This window comes from Neotabrizicola paludis, assembly GCF_044142105.1.
GTDB lineage: Bacteria > Pseudomonadota > Alphaproteobacteria > Rhodobacterales > Rhodobacteraceae > Pseudogemmobacter.
This window is the reverse complement of sequence record NZ_JBGTYM010000002.1, coordinates 45705-70503: the sequence shown is the minus strand read 5'-3', so window position 1 is coordinate 70503 and position 24799 is coordinate 45705. Positions and strand designations below refer to the sequence as shown.

Here is a 24799-nt window from a genome sequence, read left to right as displayed (position 1 = left end):
GATCAGCCCGGCAGCTTGGCGTCGATGATCGCCTTCAGGTCCTCATAGGACATGTTCGGATGCTTCTCGCCATCGATGATCAGCGTCGGCGTGCCCTCGATCTTATCTGCCTTCATGCCGGCTTCGAAATGCGCGACCATCGCCTCAACCATCGGCGCATCGGCCATGCAGGCATCCAGCGCCTCATTGGTCAGACCGGCGGACAGGCCGATCTTGCGCAGGTTCTGCACCACGACATTCGGATCTTCCGACGCGGCCCATTCCTTCTGCGTCGAGAACAGGATGTCCTGGATGCCGAAATAGCGCAGGTCGCCGCCGCAGCGTGCCACCAGTGCGGCCCAAAGACCGTAGCGGTCGAAATACACCTCTTTCAGCGTGAAATAGACCTTGCCGGTGTCGATGTAATTGGTCTTGAGTTGACCAAAGACCGTCTCGTGGAAATGCGCGCAATGCGGGCAGGTAAAGCTGGCATATTCGGTGATCTTCACCGGCGCGTTCGGATCGCCGAGCGAGAAATCCTTCACCTCCGGCGCGGCTGCGGCGGGCGCATCGGGCGCCGGCGTGGTTTCCTGCGCCCCTGCGGGCAAGCCCTGCGCGGCGGCAAGTGCTGCGGCCAGGGCGACAAGCGCCCGACGGTTGATCGTCAACATGCGGTCAGTTTCCTTCCTTGGCCTTTCGGCGAGATAAGACATTTTCGGCAAGCCGTTCAAGCGCCGCGCGCAATCCCGGATCGCCGACGCCATCGGCGGTCTCACGGGCGCGGGCCTGCACGGCGGGGTCGGGGACAGCGGGCGCCTTTGGCGCGGGCTGGAACTGGGCCTGGCCTTCGGCAAAGCCTGTGACGGCGGTCTGGGTCAGGATGATGCGCGAAATGGCGTTATATCCATAGACGGCGTTGACCTTGGCGCGCAGGCGGTCCTTCTGCATCTCGATCATCGGCGCATGGGCGCCCTGCACCAGCAGGGTCAGCGTCGCCCCCATGCCTTCGCGCCCATACCCCACTTTCACGGGCATCGTGACACGGGCGATCTCTTCCCCCGCCACTTCGGCCCAATGGGTCACCAGACGCGCCACGGCAAAGCCCCGCGCCTCGCCCGCATGGCGCAGCTGGCGCGCCATGAGGCCGAAGGCCGGCTCGAAGCCGCGGCGGCGATGCTCGGCCGAAGGGGGCTGAAGAGGGGTCTTTGCCATCTGGTTCCTGCGCAATTGCAGTCTATCTTAGCGCAAGCGGAAGGTCTCGCCAGTGAACAGCGGGCAACAGGGCATAAAGATTGCGTGACGCAGGCGAAATGATTTCCGGGCAAGAGCTGGCGCAGATGCAGGCGCTGCTGATGGGCTGGTATGACCGCCACGCCCGGGTGATGCCCTGGCGCGTGGCGCCGCAGGACAAGCTGGCAGGGGTGCGGCCCGACCCCTACCGGGTCTGGCTGTCCGAGGTGATGCTGCAGCAAACCACGGTCGCGGCGGTGCGCGACTATTTCCACCGCTTCACCGCGCGCTGGCCCGATGTGGCGGCCCTGGCGGCGGCGAAGGATGCCGAAGTCATGGCCGAATGGGCCGGGCTTGGCTATTATGCCCGCGCCCGCAACCTTTTGAAATGCGCGCGAAACGTGGCCGTGCGGGGCGGATTTCCCAACGATCGCGCGGGTTTGCTGGACCTGCCGGGCATCGGCCCCTATACGGCGGCGGCCGTGGCGGCGATTGCCTATGACGAGCCGGCGGTGGTGGTGGATGGCAATGTCGAGCGGGTGATGGCGCGGCTTTTCGCGGTGGAAACGCCTCTGCCGGGCGCGAAGCCAGAGCTTGTGCGGCTGGCGGGGCTGATGACGCCGCAGGCGCGGCCGGGCGACCATGCACAGGCGGTTATGGATCTGGGCGCGACGATCTGCACGCCGCGCAGTCCGGCCTGCGGCATCTGCCCGCTGATCGACCATTGCCGGGGCCGCGCCGCCGGGCTGCAGGCCGAACTGCCGCGCAAGGTGGCGAAGGCGGCCAAGCCGACGCGGCAAGGCACGGTCTGGGCGCTGCGCCTGCCCGGCGGATGGCTGCTGGAGCGGCGGCCCGAGCGCGGGCTTCTGGGCGGCATGTGGGGCCTGCCGGGCGATGGCTGGGATGGCGCGGGCGGCGAAGCCCCTGCGCCGGCCGAGTGGCGCGCGGCGGGCGAGGTGCGCCATACCTTCACACATTTCCACCTGACCCTGCAAGTTCTTGTGGCCGAGGGTGAGGCGAACCCCAACCGTGGTGAATTGGTGCCATTTGCCAACTTCAGCCCCAAAGACCTGCCCACGGTGATGCGCAAGGCGTTTGACCTTGCGTCTGCGGCGATCAAGCCGCGTTGAGCGGCGCGGGCAATGGCGTAAGATCAGGGCCGCAAAGGAAGATGCCATGGCCCAGATCGCACCGGATGTCCTGACCCGCCCCGCCAGCGCGCTACCCTTCTGGCTGTCGCTGGGCACAGTGCCGCTGGCGCTGATCGGGATCGCTTGGGGCGGGCTGTGGGTGCTGCTGCTGCCGCTGTATTCCTGGGGCATGTTCAGCCTGCTCGACGCGCTGACCGGACTGAATCCCGACAATGCCGACCCGGCCACGCCCGACCGCGACCTGCTGCTGTACCGGCTGGTCACGCTGGTCTGGCTGCCGCTGCAACTGGCGGTTCTGGCGACGATGCTTTGGGAGTTGCCCCGATCTAACCATCTGGGAGGATGGGAGAAATTCGGCCTGATGTTCGGCATGGGGATCATGTCGGGCACGGTGGGTATCAACTATGCGCATGAGTTGATGCACCAGAAATCCCGGCTGGAACGCTGGCTGGGCGACCTGCTGCTGGCAAGCGTGCTGTATTCCCATTTCCGCACTGAACATCTGCGGGTGCATCACCTGTATGTCGGCACCCCGCGCGACACCGTGAGCGCCCGATACAATGAGGGGTTCCACCGCTTTTATCCGCGCGTCCTTCGGCATGGCCTGCACTCGGCCTGGGCGGCAGAACGGGCGATGCTGGCGCGCAAGGGGCTGTCGGTCTGGCACAGAAGCAACCCGTTCTGGCGCTATGCCATCTTGCAGGCGGCGTTCCTGGTGATGGCGCTGGCTTTGGGCGGATGGGAAGGGCTGGGTCTGTTCCTGGTCCAGGCGGGCGTGGCGGTCTGGCAGTTGGAGTTGGTGAATTACATTGAGCATTATGGGCTTACGCGAAAGCACATGGGCGACGGACGCTATGAACATGTGCTGCCGCGCCACAGCTGGAACGCCTCGCACCGGGCGTCGAACTGGCTGCTGATCAACCTTCAGCGCCATTCCGACCACCATTACAAGCCCGACCGGCGCTTTCCGCTTTTGCAGACCTATCCTGAGGAGGAGGCGCCGCAATTGCCCTATGGCTATCCGGTGATGAGCCTGACCGCGATGGTGCCGCCCTTGTGGCGGCGGGTGATGAACCCGCGCGTCCGGGCCTGGCGGAAGCGGTTCTATCCCGAGATCACCGATTGGAAGCCTTATAACAAGGGGGCTATGCCAATGCCGCGCGGCGCACCCTGACCCTGTGTTGCGCCGGGACGTTTACAGATGATGAAGGCCGGGCCCAGCGCCCGGCTTTTTGCGTTTGAAATCCATAATTTGATTGTCTTCCGAACGTCTTCCCACTGTCTTCCGAAGGTCTTCCGCAAGCGCCACCTGACGGAGCCGCAAAAGAAAAGGCCCCGCCATGCGGACATGGCGGGGCAGTGGCGGTTCCGGGCGGTCCGGAAACGCAGGCGTTCGGTGGACCCGTCCTGTTCGGGGGTCAGTTCGGGCGAGTGGCCTCTGCTTCCATCTCGGCCCGGATCTGTTGCCGCAAGATGTCGATCGGGATCATCTTGCCATCGCGCTTGAAGTGCCAATAGGTCCAGCCGTTGCAGGAGGGCGCGCGTTCGTAGGCCGCGCCGACCTGATGGATCGATCCGGTCATCTCGGTGCCGATCAACGTGCCATCGGCGCGAACCTTGGCCTTGTAGCGGTTGCCGATCGAGTAAAGCTCTTCGCCCGGGCGCAGCATGCCGCGTTCCACGACCTGGCCGAAGGGCACGCGCGGTTCGGCGCGCTTGGACCCGGTGACTTCCAGCGCCGAAGCATCATAGCGGCGCACGCGGGCCAGACGCTCGGCCGCGGCCTGGCGATAGCTTTCCTCGCGCTCGATGCCGATGAAATCGCGGCCCAGCATCTTGGCAACGGCGCCGGTGGTGCCGGTGCCGAAGAACGGGTCAAGCACGACATCGCCCGGCATGGTGGTGGCGACCAGCACGCGATGCAGCAGGCTTTCCGGTTTCTGCGTCGGATGGGCTTTGTCGCCGTTTTCATCCTTGAGCCGCTCATGCCCGGTGCAGATCGGCAGGACCCAGTCCGAGCGCATCTGGATGCCTTCGTTCAGGGCCTTCAGCGCCTCGTAGTTGAAGGTGTATTTCGCGCCTTCGCCGCGCGAGGCCCAGATCAGCGTCTCATGGGCATTGGTCAGGCGCTTGCCCTTGAAATTCGGCATCGGGTTCGACTTGCGCCAGACCACGTCGTTCAACAGCCAGAAGCCCTGGTTCTGCAATTCGGCGCCAAGGCGGAAGATGTTGTGATAGGAGCCGATCACCCAGATCGCGCCATTGGGTTTCAGCAGGCGGCGGGCGGCGGCCAGCCAGGCCCGGGTGAACTCGTCATAGGCGGCGAAAGAGGTGAACTGGTCCCAATGGTCATCCACCGCATCGACGCGGGAATTGTCGGGCCGGTGCAATTCGCCCTTGAGCTGGAGATTGTAGGGCGGATCGGCAAAGATCAGGTCGACGCTGCCCGCAGGCAGGCTGTTCATCACGTCAATGCAGTCGCCTGCCAGGATCTGGTTCAGCGGGAGGTCGCCCTCCGCCGGGATCTTCTTCGTCGCCATTCTCTGCCTCTGTGCCCCACGGCCTCTTGTGTGCCGTTTGTTGTCCACAGGATGAGTCAGAGGCGATTCGGCGTCAAATTCTTTTTTGAATCAAGAGGTTACAGAAATAGCTTGGCACAATATCTTGTGGACCGGCGCGAAGGAACGTCTATGAACGGGGGTGACCCCCAAATCTAGAAGCGCCTTGAGATGGGCCGGAGTCGGGTAGCCTGCATTGGCCTCCCAGCCATAGCCGGGGTGCTGTTGCGCCAAATCCACCATAAGGCGATCGCGCGTCACCTTGGCCACGATCGAGGCGGCGGCGATCGACAGGCTGCGGGCATCGCCCTTGACCAGCGCCTCGGCGGAACAGGCAAGATCGCGCGGCAGGCGGTTGCCGTCGATCAGCGCATGGTCGGGGGCAAGCTGGGCCAGCGCGCGGGACATGGCGAGATGGCTGGCATTAAGGATGTTGAGCGCGTCGATCTCTTCGACGCTGGCATGGGCGACAGCGACGCGGGCGTCGCGCAGGATCAGGTCATGCAGCCGCTCGCGCGCGGCGAGGGTCAGCGCCTTGCTGTCATTCAGGCCGGGCGGAATGCGGGCGGGGTCAAGGATCACGGCCGCTGCCGTGACGGGACCGGCCAGCGGGCCGCGCCCGACCTCGTCCACCCCTGCCACGGTCAGCGCCCCGCGCGCCTGGGCGGCGGTCTCGAAGGCGAAGTCGGGGACAGTCTTGGGCATTGGAGGCTTTCGGGCGGCACGCAGGGGCGGCTTGGCGGGCGGAAGATGCCGCTTCTGGCGGTTCTCTGCCTCTGGTCCTGCCGTGGCGCAAGCGCTATCGACAGATATCCGCGTCTCCCTGCGCGTTCCGGGGCGGGCTGGCGCATGACATGAAGGGGCTGCCGCATGACGTTTTCCCGCAAGATCAAGATCGCGCCGTCGATCCTCTCCGCCGATTTCGCCGATTTCGGCCGCGAGATTCAGGCCATCGAGGCGGAAGGCGCGGATTGGGTGCATGTCGATGTGATGGATGGACATTTCGTGCCGAACCTGACCTTCGGCCCGCCCGCCGTGGCCGCGTTTCGCAAGCATGTGAAGACGGTGATGGATGTGCATCTGATGATCGCGCCGGTCGATCCCTATATCGACGCCTTCGCCAAGGCGGGCGCCGATATCCTGACCGCGCATATCGAGGCGGGGCCGCATATCCACCGCACCTTGCAGGCGATTCGCGCTGCGGGGATGAAGGCGGGCGTGGCGCTCAACCCCGGAACCTCGGCCGAGACGGTGACCGACCTTCTGGATCTGACCGACCTGATCTGCGTGATGACGGTGAACCCGGGCTTCGGCGGGCAGAAATACATCGACATGACGGCCAAGGTCCGCAAGCTGCGCGCGATGATCGGCGACCGGCCGGTGCATATCGAGATCGACGGCGGCATGGATCCGGTCACCGCGCCGGGCATGGTGGCCGCGGGGGCGGATGTGCTGGTCGCGGGATCGGCGGTGTTCCGGGGCGGTTCGGTCGGCAATCCGGGCGTCTATGGCGAGAACATCCGGGCGATCCGGGCCGCTGCGGAGGCCGCGCAGTGAGACGCGCGGTCATCTTCGATCTGGACGGTACCTTGGTCGACAGCGCCGCCGACATACAGGCGGCGGTGAACCGGATGCTGGCGGAAGAGCAGCGCGCGCCGCTGGATCTGGCGCAGGTGACGCGCTTCATCGGCAATGGGCTGCCCAGGCTGGTCGAGCGGGTGATGGCGGTCAGCGATCTGGCGCCGGAGCAGCATGGCCGGCTGACGGCGGTGGTGCTGGCGCACTACAATGCGGGCGGCACGGCGCTGACACGGCCCTATCCGGGGGTGATGCAGGCGCTGACCGTGCTTGCGGCCCGCGGCCATGTGCTGGGGGTCTGCACCAACAAGCCGGAGGGTGCGGCGCGGGCAGTGCTGACCGATCTGGGGCTGATGCCGCTGTTTCAGGCGGTGGTGGGCGGCGACCGGCTTGCCGTGACCAAGCCCGATCCAGCGCCGCTGCGGCTTTGCGCCGAAGAATTGGAGGCCGATGAGGTCGCCTTTGTCGGCGACAGCGAGGTGGATGCGGCCACGTCCGAGGCGGCGGGCGTGCCTTTCCTTCTTTTTACCGAGGGCTATCGCAAGGGCCCGGTCGAGGCGATGCCCCATCGCGCCGCTTTTGCCGATTTCCACGGCCTGCCCGGCCTGCTGTTGCGCGGGGAAGCCGGGGAGGACGCCGCCGCGCGGACCTAGGCGAAGGGTCGCGCCGCGCCGCGCGAAAGCCGGTCGGACAGGGCGCGGGCCAGGACCATGCCCGCCATCATGGCGGCAAGGAACAGGTAGACCGAAGGCTCGAAAGTGCCCAGGGCGGGCAGCGCGCCGCCGGGGCAGAAGCCCGCCAGACCCCAGCCGATGCCGAACAGGGCCGAACCTCCGATCAGGCGCAGATCGATGGCGGTGGTGCTGGGCAGCGAGAAGGCCGGGGCCAGCAGGGGGCGCGCGCGCGGCAGAACGATGCCGTAGCCCACAAGCGTCACCCCCAGCGCGCCGGCCATGACCAGCAGCAGGCTGGGATCCCAATCCCCCGTGAAATCAAAGAAGTTCAGCACTTTGGCAGGGTTGGCCATGCCGCCCACGACAATGCCGGTGCCGAAGATCAGACCGATCAGATAGGCAAGGACGATCCGCATCTCAGCGCCCTGCCCCATGCCTTGCCATATAGACGGTCAGGGCGGCGGTGGCCATGAAAGTCAGCGTTGCCACCAGCGAGCGCGGCGACAGCCGGGCCAGGCCGCAGATGCCATGGCCCGAGGTGCATCCGCCGCCGAAGGTCACGCCGATGCCGACAAGCGCGCCGCCGACGATCAGGGTGCCGGGGTCAACGGGCACCTGCACTTCGGGCCAGCGCCCGGTGAGCGCCAGCCAGACCAGCGGGCCGGAGGCCATGCCCGCGACCAGCGCCGCGCGCCAGGCCCAGTCGGACAGGCTGGCAGGAAAGATCAATCCGGCGACAATGCCGGTCGCCCCCATGATGCGGCCCAGCAGCGCCATGAGAAGCACGGCGGACAGGCCGATCAGCAGCCCGCCCGAAAAGGATTGCAGTGGCGTGAAGGCGGTTTCCATCCGGTGACCCTGGCTGCGCAAGCGCCCAGATAGGCAGGACGGCGCGATTCTGTCCAGCGCCTGCCAACCTGAGGTTGTTACGCAATCTTTGACAAACTGATGCGCCTTTGTGATCCCGGGCGGCAAGGCTGGCGAAAGGGCTGCCCGCAGGGGCGGCCCTGTCCGTTTCCTTTGCCAGCGAGAGGCCCGCCATGACCCGTACCCCGACCCAAAGCCATGACGAGATGTCCTGGGACGACTTTGACGAAATGCGCGACCCGCGCCCGGCCCGGCATGGGTTCGATGCCGTGGTCGACCGCGCGATCTCGCGCCGGGGCTTTCTGGGCGGTGTGCTGGCGATCGGCTCGGGCGCCTCGGTCTTTGGCTCGGCGCTGATCGGCAGCACGCGCCCGGCCCAGGCGGCGGCCTTCGCCTTCACGCCGGTGGGCATCGGCACCGATCATGGCATCCAGGTGCCGGCGGGCTATGCCTGGAAGCCGCTGGTGCGCTGGGGCGATGCGCTGGTGGCCGGGGCCGAGGGCGCCTTTGGCGCCGAGACCGGCGTGGCGCTGGAAATGTCGGACAAGGTCTTCGGCGAGAATACCGACGGGATGGAACTGTTCGAGCTGGATGGCAGGCAGGTCATCGCGGTGAATTCGGAATATGTGAACCCCAAGATCAATCTGCCCGCCGAGGCCGAGGGCAAGCCGCGTTCGGCCGAGGAAGTGCAGCTTCTGAAGAACATGCAGGGCGTGACCGTGCTGGAAATCGCGGCCAGTGGCGAGGGCTATGCGGTCGTTGCGGACAGCCCCTATAACCGCCGCATCACCAATGACACGCCGATGACCCTGGACGGGCCGGTGGCCGGGACCGATCTGGTGAAGACCGCCGCTGACCCGGATGGTCTGTCGCCGCTGGGCACGCTGAACAATTGCGGCTCGGGCCGGACGCTCTGGGGCACCTATCTGACCTGCGAAGAGAATTTCAACGGCTACTTCGGCATGGTCACCGAGCGGGAGCAGACCCCGGAAGAAAAGCGCTATGGCCTGAAGGGCGAGAGCAATTACCTGTACGAAAAGCACGATGCGCGGTTCGACCTGACCGCCAACCCGAACGAGCCGCATCGCTTTGGCTGGGTGGTCGAGATCGACCCGGCGGACGCGGCCTCGACCCCGGTGAAACACACTGCTTTGGGGCGGTTCAAGCACGAGAATGCCGAGATGGTGCAGGCCGCCGATGGCCGTGTGGTGGTGTATATGGGCGATGACGAGCGGGGCGAGTTCATCTACCGCTACGTCTCGACCGGGACCTGGGCCGAGGGCCAGCCCGGCGGGACGCTCTTGTCGGAAGGTACGCTGTATGTGGCCAGGTTCAATGACGACCTAACCGGCGAATGGCTGGCCCTGATGCCCGAGACCACCGGCATGACCCTGCCAGAATTGCTGACCTTCGCACGGCTTGCAGGCAGCAAGGTGGGCGCGACCACGATGGACCGCCCGGAATGGATCGCGGCGCATCCGGCGCGGGCCGAGGCCTATTGCGCGCTGACCAACAATTCGAAACGCGGCGAGGAGGGCCAGCCCGTGAACGCGGCGAACCCGCGCTTGGCCAATGAATATGGCCAGATCCTGCGCTGGCGGCCGGAAGGCGGTGACCATGGCGCCGACCGCTTTGACTGGGATCTCTATGTCATGGCGGGCAACCCTGCTGTGCACAAGGATGCCTATGCCGGGTCGCCGAACATCACCGACGGCAACATGTTCAATTCGCCTGACGGGATGGCCTTCGACACGACGGGCATGCTGTGGATCCAGACCGATGGCGAGGATACGAACGAGGGCGATTTCGTCGGCCAGGGCAATAACCAGATGCTGATCGGCAACCCGGATACCGGCGAGATCGCCCGTTTCCTGACCGCGCCGAACGGGGCCGAAGTGACCGGCCTGTGCTGGTCGGCCGACCGCAAGGTGGCCTTTGTCGGCATCCAGCATCCGGGCGGAAGCTGGCCCGATGGCACGGGCAAGCCGCGATCCTCGATCATCCAGGTCTGGCGTGAGGATGGCGCGACCATCGGCTGATCCATTTGCGTGCAGGACGGGACGGGGGTCGCCGGCGCGGCCCCCGGTTCCGTTCCGGGATGGACCAGGCTTTCGCATAATGGCAGGTTATGCCTCAGGCGCGGCGATCGGAAATCCTGATGAAGAACCTGACCCTCCGACAGTTCCGCTATTTCGAGGCGGTGGCGCGGCTGCGCCATTTCGGGCGCGCCGCCGAGGATTGCGCGATCAGCCAGCCCGCCTTGTCGATGCAGATCAAGGAGCTGGAACAAAGCCTGGGGCAACCCCTGGTCGAGCGGGGCACGCGCGGGCTGCGGCTGACCGGGTTCGGCGAGGTGTTCCTGGCCCATGCCCGCAAGATCCTGGCTTCGGTCGCCGATATCGAGGCGCTGGCGCTGGCCTCTTCGGGCAGCCCCTCGGGCGTGTTGCGGCTGGGGGTGATCCCGACCATCGCGCCCTATCTGCTGCCCGCGATCATCACCCGGCTTGAGCGTGACTTTCCAGGCCTGACGCTTTTGCCACGCGAGACGGTGACACAGCGCTTGCTGGAGGAATTGCTGGACGGACGGCTGGACGCGGCGATCCTGGCGCTGCCCGTGTCGGAACCAAGCCTGGCCGAATTGCCGCTGTTCAACGAGAATTTCGTTCTGGTGCGGCCACTTGGTGACCGCGACCGCCCGGTGCCGGACCGCGAGAGGCTGGGCGAGATGCGGCTATTGCTTTTGGAGGAGGGCCATTGCTTCCGCGATCAGGCCCTGTCGTTTTGCACCGTTCCGGCGGCACGGCCGCGCGAGATTCTGGATGGCAGCACACTGTCGACGCTGGTGCAGATGGTGGGGGCGGGAATCGGCGTGACCCTGATTCCGGAAATGGCGGTGCGGGTCGAGACACGCTCGGCCCCCGTGGCCACGGCGCATTTTCCCGACCCGCAGCCCCAGCGCAGCATCGGCATGGTCTGGCGGCGGTCGAACCCGCTGGAGCGGCGCTTGCGCCAGATCGCAGAAGCCGTGCGCGCCGCCGCGCAGGAGAGGCGCGACGACGCGGCATAGGCCGGGTCAACGGCCCAGACGGAAGCCCGCTTTGCGGAGGCATTGCTCGGAAAAGATCGTGTCCCAGCGGCCATAGATCTTGGCTTCGTTGCTGCATTCATAGGGCAGGTTGCGATTCACCCCGGCGCGCAGCATGCAGCTTTCGGAATAGACCACAGCGTCGCGCTTCTTGCCGCTGATCTGGATCGCGCAGGAGGCGGGGACGGTATAGCCCTTCTTCTTATGCGGCTTGGACGGGACCGGGTAGTAGCGGTCATCGTCATAGCGACCGGGCTTCTTGTTGTCCTTGTTTGCCTCATTGGCGATGGCGCCGATGATGGCGAGGCCGAGCAGGGTCTTCAGCATGTCCTCGCTGTCGGGCGCGGCCTGGGCGGGGACGGCGGTCGACAGCACGACCGCAAGAATCGCGGCCCCGGCGGTGAGCATGGCGCCCATGCGGCGGGGCGAGGTGGCGGTGTCGGGCCGGATGATCCGGGCGGCGGGAAGGGGGCGGGGGGCGGCGGTCATCTGCTTCTCCTTTGTTTCCAGTGGCTTGCCTGCGAAGGCGGGGCGGCGCTCGATAAGGTGGGTCGGGTCTTGGGCCCGGTGCCTGTGGTCTTGCATCCAAGCTGGGGCCAAGGGCGCCGGACAGGCAATATCGGGGCTCTGACAAGCGATAGCGGCGGGCGGAACCCGGCTTGCTAGGGGATAACAACCCGGCGGTTACGCGCCGATATTGAATAGCCCAAGGGGCTGGGTCATGGTGCGGGACAGAACAGGCAAACCTGTCCGACGGAGCAGAGCAATGATGAAGGCGATCGCGGCGGCTTTGGTGGCGCTGGCCCTGGCGGGCCCGGCGAGCGCCGAATGCTATGCCGATTACAAGGCCAAGAAGGACGGGCCGCTGCAACTCCATTACGGTGTGGCGCAGGTCTCGGACGGCAATTGCAGCAAGAAGGCGGCGGCGGGCGAACTTGCGCCGCGGCTGGCGGCCGATGGCTGGACCTTGCTGAACATCTTGTCCACATTCGGCCCGGAAGGTTTGGCGGAAAGGAAAGCGAGTGCCGGGGCCTATTTCCTCCGTTACTGACAGTCTGAAGACCGGCAACAGGGTGGTGACGGGCGGCATTGCCGCCATCGTCCTGATCCTGTTTGGCGCGGCGCTGTTTCTGTTCCTGAACCTGCCCGACGCCAATGCCTTCAACGCGCGGGTCGAACGGATCTTCGTGGAAAACGACGACCTGCGCACCGGGGCAGAGATCAAGCTTCTGGAAATCCTAGCGCAATCAGGCACTTCGTTCTCAGAGGTGCTGACGAGCTATCGCTCGGTCATCTTCGTGCTGCTGGTGCTGTCTTCCGCATTGCTGGTGGCGGCGCTGGTGTTTCTGGTGATGATCATCGCCTTGAACAAGCGGATCGGGGCGATCCAGCGATCGGGCATCCAGGTGTCGAGCCTGATGATCAGCCGCGAGGCGCGGGCGGTCTATATCAATGATCTGGAATTCCAGCTGACCGAGGCGGCGCTCGAGACCATGGCGGTGCTGGCCGAGGCGCGGATGGATGATGACGTGCTGACCGGCGCGCAGATCGAGGCGGTGATCTCGGGGCGCAACGAGGCCGATTGCGACGAGGCGGCGGGGGCGACGCGGGTCAAGCGGCTGCGCGACACGCTGGGCAACCAATTGGTCAGCGAGTTGCTGGTCAAGACCATCGCCCGGCGCGGCTATGTGCTGGCCGTGGACAAGGACGCGATCCGCATGATCTGAGGCGGATTTCGGTTAATTCACTGAAATTGTTTTGATTTTCTGATCTTCCCAAGGTCTTGCGACTGTCTTCCGAACGTCTTCCGCAACGGGCGCCCGCTTCGGATTGACGCAACGCCCGCCCCAGCGTGGCATCGCGTCGCGAAACCATCATCAAAACCTTGCACAAGGGGGGGCGGGGGCCTAAATAGCCCCGCTCATCCTGCCGCGCCCTGGGGGACCCGATGATCCAGACGCCCTATTACCTGATCGACCGCGCCAAACTGGCGCGCAACATGGCCGTTATGGATGACTTGCGGGCGGCATCCGGGGCAAAGGTCCTTCTGGCGCTGAAATGTTTCGCCACCTGGGGCGTCTTTGGCCAGATGGCACGGCATATGGACGGGACGACCAGCTCGAGCCTCTATGAGCTGAAGCTGGGGCGCGAGGAGTTCGGCGGCGAGACCCATGCCTATTCGGTGGGCTGGGCGGATCACGAGATCCCCGAGGCGGTCGGATATGCCGACAAGATCATCTTCAACTCGATCAGCCAGCTTGAGCGGTTCGACAACCAATCAGCGGGCATCGCGCGCGGGTTGCGGCTGAACCCGCGCTTTTCGACCAGCGGCTTCGACCTTGCCGACCCGGCGCGGCCGTTCAGCCGCCTGGGCGAATGGGACAAAGCAAAGATCGACGGCGTGATGGAGCGGATTTCCGGCTTCATGATCCATTACAATTGCGAGAATGCCGATTTCGACTTGTTCGACCGCCAGCTTGACCGGATCGAGGCAGAGTTCGGCGATCTGCTGAAGCGGCTGTCCTGGGTCAGCCTGGGCGGCGGCATCCATTTCACCGGCGAAGGCTATCCGGTCGACCGGCTGGCGGCGCGGTTGCGGGCCTTCCAGGACCGTTTCGGCGTGCAGGTCTATCTGGAGCCGGGCGAGGCGGCGATCACCGGGGCGGCCAGCCTTGAGGTGACGGTGCTGGACGTGCTGAACAACGGCAAAGATCTGGCCGTGGTGGATTCGAGCGTCGAGGCCCATATGCTGGACCTGCTGATCTATCGCCAGGCGGCCAAGATCGAAACCAGTGGCGCGCATCCCTATATGATCTGCGGCAAATCCTGTCTGGCGGGCGATGTGTTCGGGGAATTCCCGTTCGAAAACCCGCTGCGCGTGGGCGACCGGATCAGCATCGCCGATGCGGCGGGCTACACGATGGTCAAGAAGAACTGGTTCAACGGGGTGAAGATGCCGTCGATCGTCATCCGCGAGACGGATGGCAGCCTGACCATGGCGCGCGAATTCACCTATGACGATTACCGGAGCAGCCTGGGCTGATCCCCTTCCCCGCAACCCCGAGGAGGTGCCTCAATGAAGAAGAATGTCCTGATCATCGGCGCGGGTGGCGTCGCGCAGGTCGTGGCGCATAAGGCGGCGCAGCACAATGACGTGCTGGGCGATCTGCATATCGCCAGCCGGACGCAGGCGAAATGCGCGGCGATCATCGAGAGCGTCCGGGCCAAGGGCGCGATGAAGGTGCCGGGCGTGTTCACGGCCCATGCGGTGGATGCGATGGATACGGCCGCGGTGGCGGCGCTGATCCGCGAGACCGGCTGCCAGATCGTGATCAACGTGGGCTCGTCCTTCGTGAACATGACGGTGCTGGAAGCCTGCATCCAGACCGGGGCGGCCTATATGGACACGGCGATCCATGAGGATCCGAAGAAGGCCTGCGAGACGCCGCCCTGGTATGGCAATTACGAATGGAAGCGGCGCGCGGCCTGCAAGGCGGCGGGAGTGACGGCCATTCTGGGCGTGGGCTTCGACCCCGGTGTGGTCAATGCCTGGGCGCGGGTGGCCGAGGGGATGCTGGACCGGATCGACAGCGTCGACATCATCGACATCAATGCCGGCTCGCATGGCCGCTGGTTCGCGACCAATTTCGACCCCGAGATCAACTTCCGCGAATTCACCGGCACGGTCTATTCCTGGCAGCAGGGTGCCTGGCAGGAAAACAGCATGTTCGAGGTCGGCAAGACCTGGGACATGCCGGTGGTGGGGCCGCAAAAGGCCTATCTGACCGGGCATGACGAGGTGCATTCGCTCTCGGCCCGCTATCCCCAGGCGGATGTGCGCTTCTGGATGGGGTTCGGCGACCATTACATCAACGTCTTCACCGTGCTGAAGAATCTGGGCCTGTTGAGCGAGAAGCCGGTCAGGACGGCGGAGGGGCTGGAGGTCGTGCCGCTGAAAGTGGTCAAGGCGGTGCTGCCCGACCCGGCCAGCCTGGCGCCGGAATACACCGGCAAGACCTGCATCGGCGATCTGGTGAAGGGCGTGAAGGATGGCAAGCCTGCGGAAGTGCTGATCTACAATGTCGCCGACCACAAGGAGGCCTATCTGGAAGTCGGCGCGCAGGGGATTTCCTATACCGCGGGCGTGCCGCCGGTGGCCGCGGCGGTCCTGATCGCGCAAGGCGCCTGGGATGTGGGGACCATGGCCAATGTCGAGGAGCTGGACCCCGCGCCCTTTGTGAACCTGCTGAACCGCATCGGCCTGCCCAGCCGTATCCGCGACGCGGAAGGCGACCGGGAATTGTGGCTGTAAGGCCCCTCAGCCCGCCTTGGCCTTGCGCGCTTTGGCGGGCTTTTTCGCGGGTGCCGGTTCGGGATTGGCGGCCGCCAGCGCATCACGCTCTTCGCGCAACGCCTTGAGCCGGGCCGAGGCGGCCTGGCGACGGGCGGTTTCCGTGGCGACGATGTCGCGCGCCGCCTGATCGGTGACGTCGGCCTTGCTGACCGGCCGTGGCGGGTTGGCGCGGAAAAGCGATGTCCTGGTGGAGCTGCTGGCCATTTTCTATCCTTTCGACAGGGAAAGAGCCGGGAACTTGCCCGGCCCTTTCCATTCCTGGGGTCTGCCCTGCCTCTCCCGACATCAAAGGCCGGGCGGCAGGCGGCGGCGGTCAGACCTTTTGCAGGTTTTCCGCAGCATTCTTGCCCGAACGCTGGTCGCGCACGAGGTCGAAGCTGACCTTGTCGCCCTCGGACAGCGATTGCAGACCCGCGCGTTCGACGGCCGAGATATGAACGAAGACATCCGCCTCGCCGCCTTCGGGGGCGATGAAGCCGAAGCCTTTGGTGGTGTTGAAGAACTTGACTGTGCCAGTCGGCATGACGATTTCCTTTCAATCAGTCGCATGTATCATCCGGTCGTGCGGGTCGCACGACAGGCCGGTGGATCGATGTTGAAAAAGAAGATCGTCGAGTGCGCGGGGGGCCAGAACTGGCCGACGGGCGCACAGAACAACGTCCGACAGCAAGACCGATGTCATTCATATGGGCACAGAGGCGCGATAAAGCAAGCCCGCTGACCTTTGCCCGCGCGGATTGGCCGGTGCCCGCCGCCAGGGAAGGCAAAGAAAAAGGCCCGGGCTTCACAGCCCAGGCCTTTTTTCAAGTGGTGAGCCCGACAGGATTCGAACCTGTGACCCACTGATTAAAAGTCAGTTGCTCTACCAACTGAGCTACGGGCCCACGGCTGCGGCGTGTAAGGAAGCCCCCCGGAGGCGTCAACCCCAAAACCGTTGCAGAGCGGCGAAGATTTTGGGGGAAGAGGTGGATGGTGAGCCGTGAAGGATTCGAACCTTCGACAAGCTGATTAAGAGTCAGCTGCTCTACCAACTGAGCTAACGGCCCATCCGGGCGCCCGGATAATCCGCTCTCGCGCCGGGCGCAAGCGGGAATCTTCACCGGGCACTGGATTGCCGCGCGGCACGGGCGTATATGCGCGCCATGAACAACGCATCGCGCCCCCAGGGCCTGCCCTTCATGAAGATGCACGGGGCGGGCAACGATTTCGTGGTGATCGACTCGCGGTCGCGCGAGGCGGCGGTCGTGACGCCTGCGCTGGCGCGCGCGCTGGGCGACCGCAACCGGGGCGTGGGCTTTGACCAGCTTGCCGAGATTCGGCCCGCGACGGGCGCGGATTTCGAGCTGGATTTCTGGAACAGCGACGGCAGCCGCGCGGGCGCCTGCGGCAATGCCACGCGCTGCGTGTCGGACCATGTGATGCGCGATCTGGGCAAGGAGGCGGTTGCCCTGCGCACGGCGCGCGGCATGCTGGCGGCGCGGCGGCTGCCGGATGGTCGCGTCAGCGTGAACATGGGGCCGCCGCAGCTTGACTGGCGCGAGGTGCCGTTGGCGCGCGAGGTGGACCTGCTGCACCTGCCCCTGCCCGGCGATCCGGTCGCGGTCGGCATGGGCAATCCGCATTGCGTGTTCTTTGTCGCCGATGCCGGGGCGGTGGATGTGGCCGGTGAGGGCGCCCGGGTCGAGACCGACCCCCTGTATCCGCAGAAGACCAATGTCGAGTTCGCCAGCCTGATCGGCCACGACCGGCTGCGGATGCGGGTCTGGGAGCGCGGCACGGGCATCACCCTGGCCTGCGGCTCGGGCGCCTGTGCCACGGCCGTAGCGGCGCATCTGCGCGGCCTGACCGGGCGCCACGTGGCGCTGGAGCTGGATGGCGGCGTGCTGGAGGTGGACTGGCGCGAGGATGGCGTCTGGATGACCGGGCCGGTGGCACATGTCTTTGACGGCTGGCTTTCGGCCGAGTTCCTGGCAGCGACGGCATGAACGCCGCCCCGCCCGTTTTCGCCACACTGGGCTGCCGCCTGAACGCCTATGAGACCGAGGCGATGAAGGAGCTTGCCGCCGCTGCCGGTCTGGAAGGCGCGGTGGTGGTGAACACCTGCGCGGTGACGGCGGAAGCGGTGCGCAAGGCCAAGCAGGAGATCCGCCGCCTTGCCCGCGAGAATCCCGGCGCGCCGGTGATCGTGACCGGCTGCGCGGCGCAGACCGAACCGGAGACCTTTGCCGAGATGGCCGAAGTTACCCGGGTGATCGGCAATCATGAAAAGATGCAGGCCGAGACCTGGACGGGCCTGCGCGGTGACCTTTCGATCCCGGACCTGATCGGCGCGACCGAGAAGGTGCAGGTCAATGACATCATGTCGGTCAAGGAGACCGCCGGTCACCTGATCGACGGTTTCGGCCGGGTGCGCGCCTATGTGCAGGTCCAGAATGGCTGCGACCATCGCTGCACCTTCTGCATCATCCCCTATGGCCGCGGCAATTCGCGCTCGGTCCCCGCAGGCGTGGTGGTGGAGCAGATCAAGCGCCTGGTCGACAAGGGCTTTCAGGAAGTGGTGCTGACCGGGGTCGACCTGACCTCCTGGGGGGCAGACCTGCCTGGCCTCCCGCGTCTGGGCGATCTGGTGATGCGGATCCTGAAACTGGTGCCCGATTTGGCGCGGCTGCGGATCAGCTCGATCGATTCGATCGAGGCCGATCCGATGCTGATGCAGGCCATCGCGACCGAGCCGCGGCTGATGCCGCATCTGCACCTGTCGCTGCAGGCGGGCGATGACATGATCCTGAAACGGATGAAGCGCCGCCATCTGCGCGACGACGCCATCCGCTTCTGCGAAGAGGCGCGGCGCCTGCGGCCCGACATCGTCTTTGGCGCCGATCTGATCGCCGGTTTCCCGACCGAGACCGACGAGATGTTCGAGAATTCCCTGAAGCTGGTCGAGGATTGCGGCCTGACCTTCCTGCATGTCTTTCCCTTCAGCCCGCGCAAGGGCACGCCCGCCGCCCGGATGCCCCAGGTGCGCGGCCCGGCGATCAAGGCGCGCGCGGCGCGGCTGCGCGAAGCGGGGGCGGCGGCGCTGGCGGCGCATCTGGCGGGCCAGCAGGGCAGCCTGCACCGCATCCTGACTGAGACGCCGCGCCTGGGCCGCACCGAGCAATTCACCGAAGTGGTCTTTGCGGAAGATCAGCCCGAGGGCGTGATCCTGACCGCCAGGATCACCGGCAGCGCGGGCGAACGGCTGACGGCCTGACCAAGTGGCCCTGCGGCCCTAGGGCTTGCGGATCGTGTCGCCGGGTTGCAGCGTCGGCGTCAGCTCGATCACCTCGCCGCCGATCACGCCCCCCATCGAATCCGGCGGGCGCTTGCCCGCGATGATCTCGGCAGCGCAACGGCCGATTTCCAGACGGCAGGCATCCATCGTTGCCAGACGGCGCGGCAGGCCGTCGAGCAATTCCACGCCGTTGAAACCGGCAAGGCCGATCTTGCCCGGCACGTCGAGGCCCTGTTCCAGACAGTAAAGCAGCCCGCCTGCCCCGATCATATCGTTGGAGTAATAGAGGAAATCGACATCCGGCGTGCGTTTCAGCACGGCCTCTGTCATCTCTCGCCCCTTCAGAAGCGCCGAACCGCCGGAATAGTATTCGCGTTCGACCAGCGTGAGCCCCTCTTTGGCCAGCGCCTCTTCGAACCCTTCCAGACGCTTGCGCGCGCGATGATCGTTGGTGGGCATATGCGTGCCCAGAAAGGCGATGCGGCGGTAGCCGGCGGCGACGATCGCCTCGGCCATCTTGCGCCCCGCCCGGCGGTGGGAAATGCCGACGGCGCTGTCGACCGGGTCCCCGTCGATATCCATGATCTCGACGATGGGAATCCCGGCCTGGGCCAGCATGGCGCGCGAGGCGTCGGAATGCTCGATCCCGGCGACGATCATCCCCGAGGGGCGCCAGGACAGCATTTCGTAGATCACCTGTTCCTCACGGTCGGGTTGATAATTCGACACGCCGACCACGGGTTGCAGGCCGGTATCTTCCAGCACTTCGGAAATCCCGGTCATCACTTCGGGGAAGACCATGTTCGACAGCGAGGGGATGATGACGCCGACAAGGTTTACCCGCTGGCTGGCCAGCGCGCCCGCGATCTTGTTTGGCACATAGCCCAGCTTGCGCGCCGCATCGAGGACACGCTCGCGCGTGGCTTCGGACACGTCGCCCCGGTTGCGCAGCACCCGGCTGACCGTCATTTCGGAGACGCCCGAGGCTTCGGACACGTCGCGAAGCGTCAGGGTGCGGCGCGGATCTGGAGGCATTTTCGTCACGGTCACGCTTTCGCCGGGCAATATTCTTTCTTGTTAGCGCCAAAGGTCGCGCTTGTCCAAGCCCGTTTCTGCTGATAATGTTACCGCTAACAGCCGCAAGGCTGCGAAAGCCCCGCGCGGTCCTGCAAGCTCTCTCTCCAGGACGCAAGGGATTTGGGGGGAGTGGTGGGCCAAGAACACTCCCCCCAACCTTCCCAGTTGCAAAAGCCAGATGTTGCCTAACCGCGCCCTATTGTGCATGTAAGGCACGCGTGGCCCCGTAGCTCAACGGATAGAGCGTCCCCCTCCTAAGGGGAAGGTTGCAGGTTCAAGTCCTGCCGGGGTCGCCAGCAAGCCTAGAAATCCAGGTTCTCAACGTTCAGCGCATTCTGCTGGATGAAGTCGCGGCGCGGTTCGACCACGTCGCCCATCAGCTTGGTGAAGATGTCGTCGGCCTCGGCCAGATCGTCGATCTTGACCTGCAACAGCGTGCGGGCATCGGGATCGAGCGTGGTTTCCCAGAGCTGATCGGGGTTCATCTCGCCCAGGCCCTTGTAGCGTTGCAGCGACAGGCCCTTCTCCCCCTCGGCCAGAACAGATTTCAGCAGATCCATCGGACCATGGATCATCTGCTCGCGGTCGCGGCGCACCAGGCGCGAGGGCGCCTTGTAGGTGTCGCGATGGGGCGCGGCGATCTGTGCCAGACGGCGGCCTTCGCCCGAGCGCAGGATGGCGCCATCGAGCGTGCGCAATTCCTCGACCCCGCGCAGGATGCGGGAAAGGCGGATGCCGTGATCCTGGGTGATGCGGCCGTGCCAGCCGCGTTCAAACTCGACCGCCACAAGATCAAGCCGCCGCGCGACCTGATCGGCCACGGCCTGAAGATCGGCATCGGCGCGGCCCGGATCGAAGGCCCCCACCAGCGCCGCCTGTTCCAGAATCGGGCGCGGGTAATGGGTCGGGAAGGCATCGAGCACGCGGCGGAAGCTGCGCGCGCCCTCGATCACGCGGGCCAGGTCGAGCCCGGCGATTTCCTGACCATCGGCCAGCTTCAGCACGGCACCGTCGATGCCCTGTTCGACGAGGTAATCTTCAAGCGCGGGCTGGTCCTTGAGATAGACCTCGGACTTGCCGCGGCTGACTTTGTAAAGCGGCGGCTGGGCGATATAGAGATAGCCGCCCTCGATCAGCTCTGGCATCTGGCGGAAGAAGAAGGTCAGGAGCAGGGTGCGGATATGCGCGCCGTCCACATCGGCATCGGTCATGATGACGACCTTGTGGTAGCGCAGCTTCTCGATGTTGAACTCGTCACGGCCAATGCCGGTGCCCAGCGCCATCACCAGATTGCCGATCTCCTGGCTGCCCAGCATCTTGTCGAACCGGGCGCGTTCAACGTTCAGGATCTTGCCGCGCAGGGGCAGAATAGCCTGGTTCTTGCGGTCGCGCCCGGTCTGGGCCGAGCCGCCCGCCGAATCGCCCTCGACCAGGAAGATTTCAGACTTGGACGGGTCTTTCTCGGTGCAGTCCTTGAGCTTGCCGGCAAGGAAATTCACATCCAGCGCCGATTTGCGCCGCGTAAGCTCGCGCGCCTTGCGGGCGGCCTCGCGCGCCAGCGCCGCTTCGACGATCTTGCCGACGATCTGCTTCGCGGGGCCGGGATTCTCCTCGAACCATTCGGCCAGCTTTTCATTCACCAGATTCTCGACCGCCGGGCGCACCTCGGACGAGACCAGCTTGTCCTTCGTCTGGCTGGAGAATTTCGGGTCCGGCACCTTGACCGACAGCACGCAGGTCAGCCCCTCGCGCGCGTCATCGCCGGTGAAATCCACCTTCTCGCGCTTGGCGATGCCCGAAGTCTGGGCGTAGGCGGTGATCGTGCGGGTAAGCGCGCCGCGCAGGCCCGCCATATGGGTGCCGCCATCGCGCTGCGGGATGTTGTTTGTGAACGGCAAGACGGTTTCATGGTAACTGTCATTCCACCACATCGCCACTTCGACGCCGATGCCATTGCGTTCGCCCACCATATAGATCGGATCGCTCATCACCGGCTGCTTCGAGCGGTCGAGATATTTGACGAATTCGCGCACGCCACCTTCGTAGAACAGCTCGATCTTCTGCGGCTCGGCATGGCGTTCGTCTTCGAGCACGATCCTCACGCCGGAATTCAGGAAAGCCAGCTCGCGCAGACGGGTTTCCAGAACCTTGTAGCTGTAATCGAGGTTCGAGAAGGTGCCCTCGGGGATATTGGTCTTGGCCGAAGCCAGGAAGCGCACACGGGTGCCGCGCTTGCCCGGTGCAGGGCCGACCTCATGGACATGAACCGTGCACTCGCCATGCTCGAACCGGGCATGATATTCGGTGTCGTTGCGCCAGACCGAAAGCTCCAGCCATTCCGACAGCGCGTTGACGACCGAGACGCCCACGCCATGCAGACCACCCGAGACCTTATAGGCATTGCCGCCGTCATCGGTGTTGTTGAATTTGCCGCCGGCGTGAAGCTGGGTCATGATGACCTCAGCCGCCGAAACGCCCTCTTCGGGATGCATGTCGACGGGAATGCCGCGGCCATTGTCGAAGACGGAAACGGAATCGTCGGCATGGATCGTCACGACCACTTCGGTGGCATGGCCGGCCAAGGCCTCGTCGATGCCGTTGTCGACGACTTCATAGACCATGTGATGGAGACCCGAGCCGTCATCGGTATCACCGATATACATGCCGGGACGCTTGCGGACCGCCTCCAACCCCTTGAGAACCTTGATGGAATCCGCGCCGTATTCGGCGGGCTTGCGGGCGGCTTCGGCCATGCGTCGGGAACCCTTGTATTTGTGCGCGATTTATAGCGTCCCGGGCCGGGATTGTCACGCGAAGGACACAAGATTTTGTGTCAGAGGAAGGGGATCACCAGCCCGACGCAGATCAGCAAAATCCCCGATCCGACATTCATCCGCCGCATCGCCTGGGGGCTGGAAAGAAGCTGCCGGGCGCGGTCAAGAAAAAGGGCGAGGCCCAGGTTCCCGAGCATGGGAATGGCGGCAGAGATCGCGATGATCGCCACGATATCGGGCACGGTCAGCCGGTCCAGCGCGAAGAAGCCGGGCAATGCGCCCATGTAGAACAGGATGGCCTTGGGATTGCCGATCACGGCGGCGACGCCGACCGAGAATCCGGCCCAGAGGCCGGGTTTCGTCAGCCGGCTGTCGGCGCGCATCGTGGCGGCGGGCTTGCGGATCAGCATCACCCCCATGGCCAGAAAGATCGCCGCCGCGACCCAGCGCAGCAGCGAGAGGAAATCGCCATAGGCGCTTTCGATCCAGCTGAGGCCCAGGATCGCCGCCAGGGGCCAGATCAGATCGCCCAGCGCCACGCCCACGGCCAAGGGCCAGGCGGCGGCAAACCCGCCTGAAAGCGCGCGGGCGATCAGCGCCACCCAGACCGGACCGGGCACTGCCCAGAGCCCCGCCATGCCCAGGGCATAGAGGGCCAGTTCGTGCAGGGAAACACTCATGGCAGGGTCAGGCTGCCGTCATCGGCCAGGGGCCAGAACGGGTTCATCGCCACTTCCCAGACATGACCATCCGGGTCGGCCCAATAGCCGGAATAGCCGCCCCAGAACACCTTCTCCGGCGCTTTCAGCGGCGTGCCTCCGGCGGCCAGCGCGGCCTGATAGGCGGCATCAACCTCGGCCTCGCTGGCGAAATTCTGCGCCAGGGTGATGGCGCCCGTGCCCAAGGCGGCACCCGGACAGCCCTGATCGGCGGCAAGATCGCTGACTCCGAACAGGGCAAGGGCCGCGCCGTTCAACTGGAAGAAGGCAACGCCCTCTTGGCTTTGGCCATGCTCGGCCCAGCCCAGCCGCGCGTAGAAAGCGCGGGAGGCGGCCAGATCCGCCACGCCAAGGGTGATCAGGGTCACGCGCTGAGGGGTCATTCATGCACCAAAGACAGGCCATCGCCCGCTTCGGCGACGGTGAAGCTTTGCCCGCGGGACCCGAGAGAGTCAAACAGCGCCGCTTCGGTTCCGGTCATCAGGGCCTGGGCGCCAAGGGCCGCGATCTCGTCAAACAGCGCGGCCCGTCTTGCCGGGTCGAGATGGGCCGCGACCTCATCCAGCAGCAGGATCGGCGCGGCGCCGGTCTCGGCCTTGAGCGCGCGGGCATTGGCGAGGATCAGCGACAGGAGAAGCGCCTTCTGCTCTCCGGTCGAGGCCTGATCGGCGGGCATGTCCTTGGTGGCATAACGGGCCGCCAGATCGGCGCGATGGGGGCCAAGCAGTGTACGCCCCGCCGCAAGGTCGCGCCTGCGGTTCTCGGCCAGCGCAAGGGCCAGATCGGCCCCCCAATCGTCGGGATGGATCAGCGCCAGATCGGCCCGGGGAAAGGCGGTCTCGGCCCCGTCCTGCGCCGCTGCGAGCCGTGCCAGCGCGGCGCGACGATTGGCGTCGAGCTGCAAGCCGGCTTCGGCCATCTGCGCCTCGAGCGCGCCATACCAGCGCGGATCGGCGATCTCTTCCTTCAGCAGCCGGTTTCTTTCGCGCATCGCCTTGTCATAGGCCAGCGCCGCCTCGGCATGGTCGGGAAAGAAGCTGAGCACCGTGCGGTCGAGAAAGCGCCGCCGCCCTTCGGCCGCCTCGATCCAGAGCCGGTCCATCGCGGGCACCAGCCAGAGCACACGCGCGAGCCGCCCCAGCGCAATCTGGGTTGCGGCCTTGCCGTCGATACGGACCTGACGCGCCTCATTCCCTTCGGCAAAGGTCTCGATCTCATGCGCAATGCCGTTTCCGAACAGTGATGCGGAAATCTTCCAGCCAATCGCCTCGGGCCGTCGCGACAGCTCGTCGCCGCTGGCGCGGCGAAAGCCCCGGCCGGGCGACAGCAGCGACACCGCCTCGAGAATATTGGTCTTGCCCGCGCCATTCGGCCCGACAATCGCGACCGGCCGCCCGTCGAACGAGAGCCGCGTCGCGCGATGACTGCGGAAATGCGACAGAGTCAGCGAGGCAACCGAAAGCCCCTTCATCTTCTGTT

26 protein-coding genes and 3 tRNA genes are annotated in these 24799 nt (G+C 65.5%); 13 read left to right on the top strand and 16 right to left on the bottom strand.

Features of this window, described 5'->3' with window-relative positions:
* Positions 1-2: 2 nt before the first annotated feature.
* Positions 3-650 carry a DsbA family protein gene (locus ACED67_RS05465; RefSeq protein WP_395540560.1) on the bottom strand — a complete coding sequence of 216 codons (648 nt, stop codon included), beginning with the start codon at positions 648-650 and terminating at the stop codon, positions 3-5.
* Between the two features lie 4 nt (positions 651-654).
* Positions 655-1191 (bottom strand): DUF721 domain-containing protein, encoded by a 537-nt coding sequence (locus ACED67_RS05460; protein ID WP_395540559.1) that lies wholly within the window; start codon positions 1189-1191, stop codon positions 655-657.
* An 80-nt stretch (positions 1192-1271) separates the two neighbouring features.
* Between ACED67_RS05460 and ACED67_RS05455 the strand changes: the two genes are divergently transcribed.
* Both ACED67_RS05455 and ACED67_RS05450 read left to right on the top strand, forming a co-directional pair.
* A complete protein-coding gene (locus ACED67_RS05455) occupies positions 1272-2339 on the top strand; it encodes an A/G-specific adenine glycosylase (RefSeq protein ID WP_395540558.1) in 1068 nt (355 codons plus the stop codon).
* Between the two features lie 46 nt (positions 2340-2385).
* Entirely contained in the window at positions 2386-3534 is a 1149-nt protein-coding gene (locus tag ACED67_RS05450) for an alkane 1-monooxygenase (RefSeq protein WP_395540557.1), read from the top strand.
* A 244-nt stretch (positions 3535-3778) separates the two neighbouring features.
* Here the strand turns inward: ACED67_RS05450 and ACED67_RS05445 are convergent, their stop codons facing one another.
* A complete protein-coding gene (locus ACED67_RS05445; RefSeq protein ID WP_395540556.1) occupies positions 3779-4900 on the bottom strand; it encodes a site-specific DNA-methyltransferase in 1122 nt (373 codons plus the stop codon).
* A gap of 90 nt (positions 4901-4990) precedes the next feature.
* The gene (gene rnhB / locus ACED67_RS05440; protein ID WP_395540555.1) at positions 4991-5623 is read right to left on the bottom strand and encodes a ribonuclease HII; all 633 of its coding nucleotides are present in this window, start codon (positions 5621-5623) and stop codon (positions 4991-4993) included.
* 165 nt (positions 5624-5788) lie between these two features.
* Here rnhB and rpe point away from each other — a divergent pair, with 165 nt between their 5' ends.
* Together rpe and gph are read left to right on the top strand one after the other, a co-directional pair.
* Complete coding sequence (gene rpe / locus ACED67_RS05435; RefSeq protein ID WP_395540554.1) at positions 5789-6475, top strand: ribulose-phosphate 3-epimerase; 687 nt, start codon at positions 5789-5791, stop codon at positions 6473-6475.
* A complete protein-coding gene (gene gph / locus ACED67_RS05430) occupies positions 6472-7149 on the top strand; it encodes a phosphoglycolate phosphatase (protein ID WP_395540553.1) in 678 nt (225 codons plus the stop codon). The genes rpe and gph overlap by 4 nt, the downstream gene beginning before the upstream one ends.
* Here gph and ACED67_RS05425 read toward each other — a convergent pair.
* On the bottom strand, positions 7146-7586 hold the full coding sequence (locus ACED67_RS05425) for a DUF6691 family protein (protein ID WP_395540552.1): 441 nt from the start codon (positions 7584-7586) through the stop codon (positions 7146-7148). The two genes, gph and ACED67_RS05425, sit on opposite strands and share 4 nt — an antisense overlap.
* Before the next feature lies 1 nt (position 7587).
* Positions 7588-8019 carry a YeeE/YedE family protein gene (locus tag ACED67_RS05420; protein ID WP_395540551.1) on the bottom strand — a complete coding sequence of 144 codons (432 nt, stop codon included), beginning with the start codon at positions 8017-8019 and terminating at the stop codon, positions 7588-7590.
* 191 nt (positions 8020-8210) lie between these two features.
* Between ACED67_RS05420 and ACED67_RS05415 the strand changes: the two genes are divergently transcribed.
* Together ACED67_RS05415 and ACED67_RS05410 are read left to right on the top strand one after the other, a co-directional pair.
* A complete protein-coding gene (locus tag ACED67_RS05415; protein WP_395540550.1) occupies positions 8211-10076 on the top strand; it encodes a PhoX family protein in 1866 nt (621 codons plus the stop codon).
* A 119-nt stretch (positions 10077-10195) separates the two neighbouring features.
* A complete protein-coding gene (locus tag ACED67_RS05410; RefSeq protein WP_395540549.1) occupies positions 10196-11104 on the top strand; it encodes a hydrogen peroxide-inducible genes activator in 909 nt (302 codons plus the stop codon).
* Positions 11105-11110: 6 nt separating this feature from the next.
* On the opposite strand, the gene ACED67_RS05405 is transcribed toward ACED67_RS05410, so the two are convergent.
* Positions 11111-11611, bottom strand: a complete 501-nt coding sequence (locus tag ACED67_RS05405) for a hypothetical protein (RefSeq protein WP_395540548.1) — start codon at positions 11609-11611, stop codon at positions 11111-11113.
* Positions 11612-11888: 277 nt separating this feature from the next.
* On the opposite strand from ACED67_RS05405, the gene ACED67_RS05400 reads away from it, so the two are divergent.
* The 4 genes from ACED67_RS05400 to ACED67_RS05385 all read left to right on the top strand — a co-directional run bounded on the left by ACED67_RS05400 (position 11889) and on the right by ACED67_RS05385 (position 15434).
* Positions 11889-12173 (top strand): hypothetical protein, encoded by a 285-nt coding sequence (locus ACED67_RS05400; RefSeq protein ID WP_395540547.1) that lies wholly within the window; start codon positions 11889-11891, stop codon positions 12171-12173.
* Positions 12145-12849 carry a winged helix-turn-helix domain-containing protein gene (locus ACED67_RS05395; RefSeq protein ID WP_395540546.1) on the top strand — a complete coding sequence of 235 codons (705 nt, stop codon included), beginning with the start codon at positions 12145-12147 and terminating at the stop codon, positions 12847-12849. Before ACED67_RS05400 ends, ACED67_RS05395 begins: the two co-directional genes overlap by 29 nt.
* 221 nt (positions 12850-13070) lie before the next feature.
* Positions 13071-14165: a carboxynorspermidine decarboxylase gene (gene nspC, locus ACED67_RS05390; protein WP_395540545.1), complete on the top strand. Its 1095-nt coding sequence runs from the start codon at positions 13071-13073 to the stop codon at positions 14163-14165.
* 33 nt (positions 14166-14198) lie between these two features.
* Positions 14199-15434, top strand: coding sequence for a saccharopine dehydrogenase family protein (locus ACED67_RS05385; protein ID WP_395540544.1), 1236 nt, complete (start codon positions 14199-14201; stop codon positions 15432-15434).
* Between the two features lie 6 nt (positions 15435-15440).
* Here the strand turns inward: ACED67_RS05385 and ACED67_RS05380 are convergent, their stop codons facing one another.
* The 4 genes from ACED67_RS05380 to ACED67_RS05365 all read right to left on the bottom strand — a co-directional run bounded on the left by ACED67_RS05380 (position 15441) and on the right by ACED67_RS05365 (position 16522).
* Positions 15441-15680: a hypothetical protein gene (locus ACED67_RS05380; protein WP_395540543.1), complete on the bottom strand. Its 240-nt coding sequence runs from the start codon at positions 15678-15680 to the stop codon at positions 15441-15443.
* Positions 15681-15789: 109 nt separating this feature from the next.
* Entirely contained in the window at positions 15790-15999 is a 210-nt protein-coding gene (locus ACED67_RS05375; protein ID WP_395540542.1) for a cold-shock protein, read from the bottom strand.
* 285 nt (positions 16000-16284) lie between these two features.
* Positions 16285-16360: transfer RNA gene (locus tag ACED67_RS05370), tRNA-Lys, on the bottom strand.
* A gap of 86 nt (positions 16361-16446) precedes the next feature.
* Positions 16447-16522 (bottom strand) — tRNA-Lys (locus ACED67_RS05365).
* Between the two features lie 96 nt (positions 16523-16618).
* On the opposite strand from ACED67_RS05365, the gene dapF reads away from it, so the two are divergent.
* On the top strand, positions 16619-17461 hold the full coding sequence (gene dapF, locus ACED67_RS05360; RefSeq protein ID WP_395540541.1) for a diaminopimelate epimerase: 843 nt from the start codon (positions 16619-16621) through the stop codon (positions 17459-17461).
* On the top strand, positions 17458-18729 hold the full coding sequence (gene mtaB / locus ACED67_RS05355) for a tRNA (N(6)-L-threonylcarbamoyladenosine(37)-C(2))-methylthiotransferase MtaB (RefSeq protein ID WP_395540540.1): 1272 nt from the start codon (positions 17458-17460) through the stop codon (positions 18727-18729). The genes dapF and mtaB overlap by 4 nt, the downstream gene beginning before the upstream one ends.
* Positions 18730-18747: 18 nt before the next feature.
* Here the strand turns inward: mtaB and ACED67_RS05350 are convergent, their stop codons facing one another.
* Positions 18748-19785, bottom strand: coding sequence for a LacI family DNA-binding transcriptional regulator (locus ACED67_RS05350; RefSeq protein WP_395541135.1), 1038 nt, complete (start codon positions 19783-19785; stop codon positions 18748-18750).
* Between the two features lie 262 nt (positions 19786-20047).
* Here ACED67_RS05350 and ACED67_RS05345 point away from each other — a divergent pair.
* Positions 20048-20123, top strand: a tRNA-Arg gene (locus ACED67_RS05345).
* 6 nt (positions 20124-20129) lie between these two features.
* Here the strand turns inward: ACED67_RS05345 and gyrB are convergent.
* The 4 genes from gyrB to recF all read right to left on the bottom strand — a co-directional run bounded on the left by gyrB (position 20130) and on the right by recF (position 24791).
* Positions 20130-22580 (bottom strand): DNA topoisomerase (ATP-hydrolyzing) subunit B, encoded by a 2451-nt coding sequence (gene gyrB / locus ACED67_RS05340; RefSeq protein WP_395540538.1) that lies wholly within the window; start codon positions 22578-22580, stop codon positions 20130-20132.
* An 80-nt stretch (positions 22581-22660) separates the two neighbouring features.
* The gene (locus tag ACED67_RS05335; RefSeq protein ID WP_395540536.1) at positions 22661-23281 is read right to left on the bottom strand and encodes a LysE family translocator; all 621 of its coding nucleotides are present in this window, start codon (positions 23279-23281) and stop codon (positions 22661-22663) included.
* Entirely contained in the window at positions 23278-23703 is a 426-nt protein-coding gene (locus ACED67_RS05330; protein ID WP_395540535.1) for a VOC family protein, read from the bottom strand. The genes ACED67_RS05335 and ACED67_RS05330 overlap by 4 nt, the downstream gene beginning before the upstream one ends.
* Entirely contained in the window at positions 23700-24791 is a 1092-nt protein-coding gene (recF, locus tag ACED67_RS05325) for a DNA replication/repair protein RecF (RefSeq protein ID WP_395540534.1), read from the bottom strand. Before recF ends, ACED67_RS05330 begins: the two co-directional genes overlap by 4 nt.
* Positions 24792-24799 lie beyond the last annotated feature (8 nt).

What these genes read in the sequence shown, in the direction of transcription:
- ACED67_RS05465 (WP_395540560.1), bottom strand. Translation starts at nt 650, where the DNA reads ATGTTGACGATCAACCGTCGGGCGCTTGTCGCCCTGGCCGCAGCACTT.
- ACED67_RS05460 (WP_395540559.1), bottom strand. Translation starts at nt 1,191, where the DNA reads ATGGCAAAGACCCCTCTTCAGCCCCCTTCGGCCGAGCATCGCCGCCGC.
- ACED67_RS05450 (WP_395540557.1), top strand. Translation starts at nt 2,386, where the DNA reads ATGGCCCAGATCGCACCGGATGTCCTGACCCGCCCCGCCAGCGCGCTA.
- ACED67_RS05445 (WP_395540556.1), bottom strand. Translation starts at nt 4,900, where the DNA reads ATGGCGACGAAGAAGATCCCGGCGGAGGGCGACCTCCCGCTGAACCAG.
- rnhB (WP_395540555.1), bottom strand. Translation starts at nt 5,623, where the DNA reads ATGCCCAAGACTGTCCCCGACTTCGCCTTCGAGACCGCCGCCCAGGCG.
- rpe (WP_395540554.1), top strand. Translation starts at nt 5,789, where the DNA reads ATGACGTTTTCCCGCAAGATCAAGATCGCGCCGTCGATCCTCTCCGCC.
- ACED67_RS05425 (WP_395540552.1), bottom strand. Translation starts at nt 7,586, where the DNA reads ATGCGGATCGTCCTTGCCTATCTGATCGGTCTGATCTTCGGCACCGGC.
- ACED67_RS05420 (WP_395540551.1), bottom strand. Translation starts at nt 8,019, where the DNA reads ATGGAAACCGCCTTCACGCCACTGCAATCCTTTTCGGGCGGGCTGCTG.
- ACED67_RS05415 (WP_395540550.1), top strand. Translation starts at nt 8,211, where the DNA reads ATGACCCGTACCCCGACCCAAAGCCATGACGAGATGTCCTGGGACGAC.
- ACED67_RS05410 (WP_395540549.1), top strand. Translation starts at nt 10,196, where the DNA reads ATGAAGAACCTGACCCTCCGACAGTTCCGCTATTTCGAGGCGGTGGCG.
- ACED67_RS05405 (WP_395540548.1), bottom strand. Translation starts at nt 11,611, where the DNA reads ATGACCGCCGCCCCCCGCCCCCTTCCCGCCGCCCGGATCATCCGGCCC.
- ACED67_RS05400 (WP_395540547.1), top strand. Translation starts at nt 11,889, where the DNA reads ATGATGAAGGCGATCGCGGCGGCTTTGGTGGCGCTGGCCCTGGCGGGC.
- nspC (WP_395540545.1), top strand. Translation starts at nt 13,071, where the DNA reads ATGATCCAGACGCCCTATTACCTGATCGACCGCGCCAAACTGGCGCGC.
- ACED67_RS05385 (WP_395540544.1), top strand. Translation starts at nt 14,199, where the DNA reads ATGAAGAAGAATGTCCTGATCATCGGCGCGGGTGGCGTCGCGCAGGTC.
- ACED67_RS05380 (WP_395540543.1), bottom strand. Translation starts at nt 15,680, where the DNA reads ATGGCCAGCAGCTCCACCAGGACATCGCTTTTCCGCGCCAACCCGCCA.
- ACED67_RS05375 (WP_395540542.1), bottom strand. Translation starts at nt 15,999, where the DNA reads ATGCCGACTGGCACAGTCAAGTTCTTCAACACCACCAAAGGCTTCGGC.
- dapF (WP_395540541.1), top strand. Translation starts at nt 16,619, where the DNA reads ATGAACAACGCATCGCGCCCCCAGGGCCTGCCCTTCATGAAGATGCAC.
- mtaB (WP_395540540.1), top strand. Translation starts at nt 17,458, where the DNA reads ATGAACGCCGCCCCGCCCGTTTTCGCCACACTGGGCTGCCGCCTGAAC.
- ACED67_RS05350 (WP_395541135.1), bottom strand. Translation starts at nt 19,785, where the DNA reads ATGCCTCCAGATCCGCGCCGCACCCTGACGCTTCGCGACGTGTCCGAA.
- gyrB (WP_395540538.1), bottom strand. Translation starts at nt 22,580, where the DNA reads ATGGCCGAAGCCGCCCGCAAGCCCGCCGAATACGGCGCGGATTCCATC.
- ACED67_RS05335 (WP_395540536.1), bottom strand. Translation starts at nt 23,281, where the DNA reads ATGAGTGTTTCCCTGCACGAACTGGCCCTCTATGCCCTGGGCATGGCG.
- ACED67_RS05330 (WP_395540535.1), bottom strand. Translation starts at nt 23,703, where the DNA reads ATGACCCCTCAGCGCGTGACCCTGATCACCCTTGGCGTGGCGGATCTG.
- recF (WP_395540534.1), bottom strand. Translation starts at nt 24,791, where the DNA reads ATGAAGGGGCTTTCGGTTGCCTCGCTGACTCTGTCGCATTTCCGCAGT.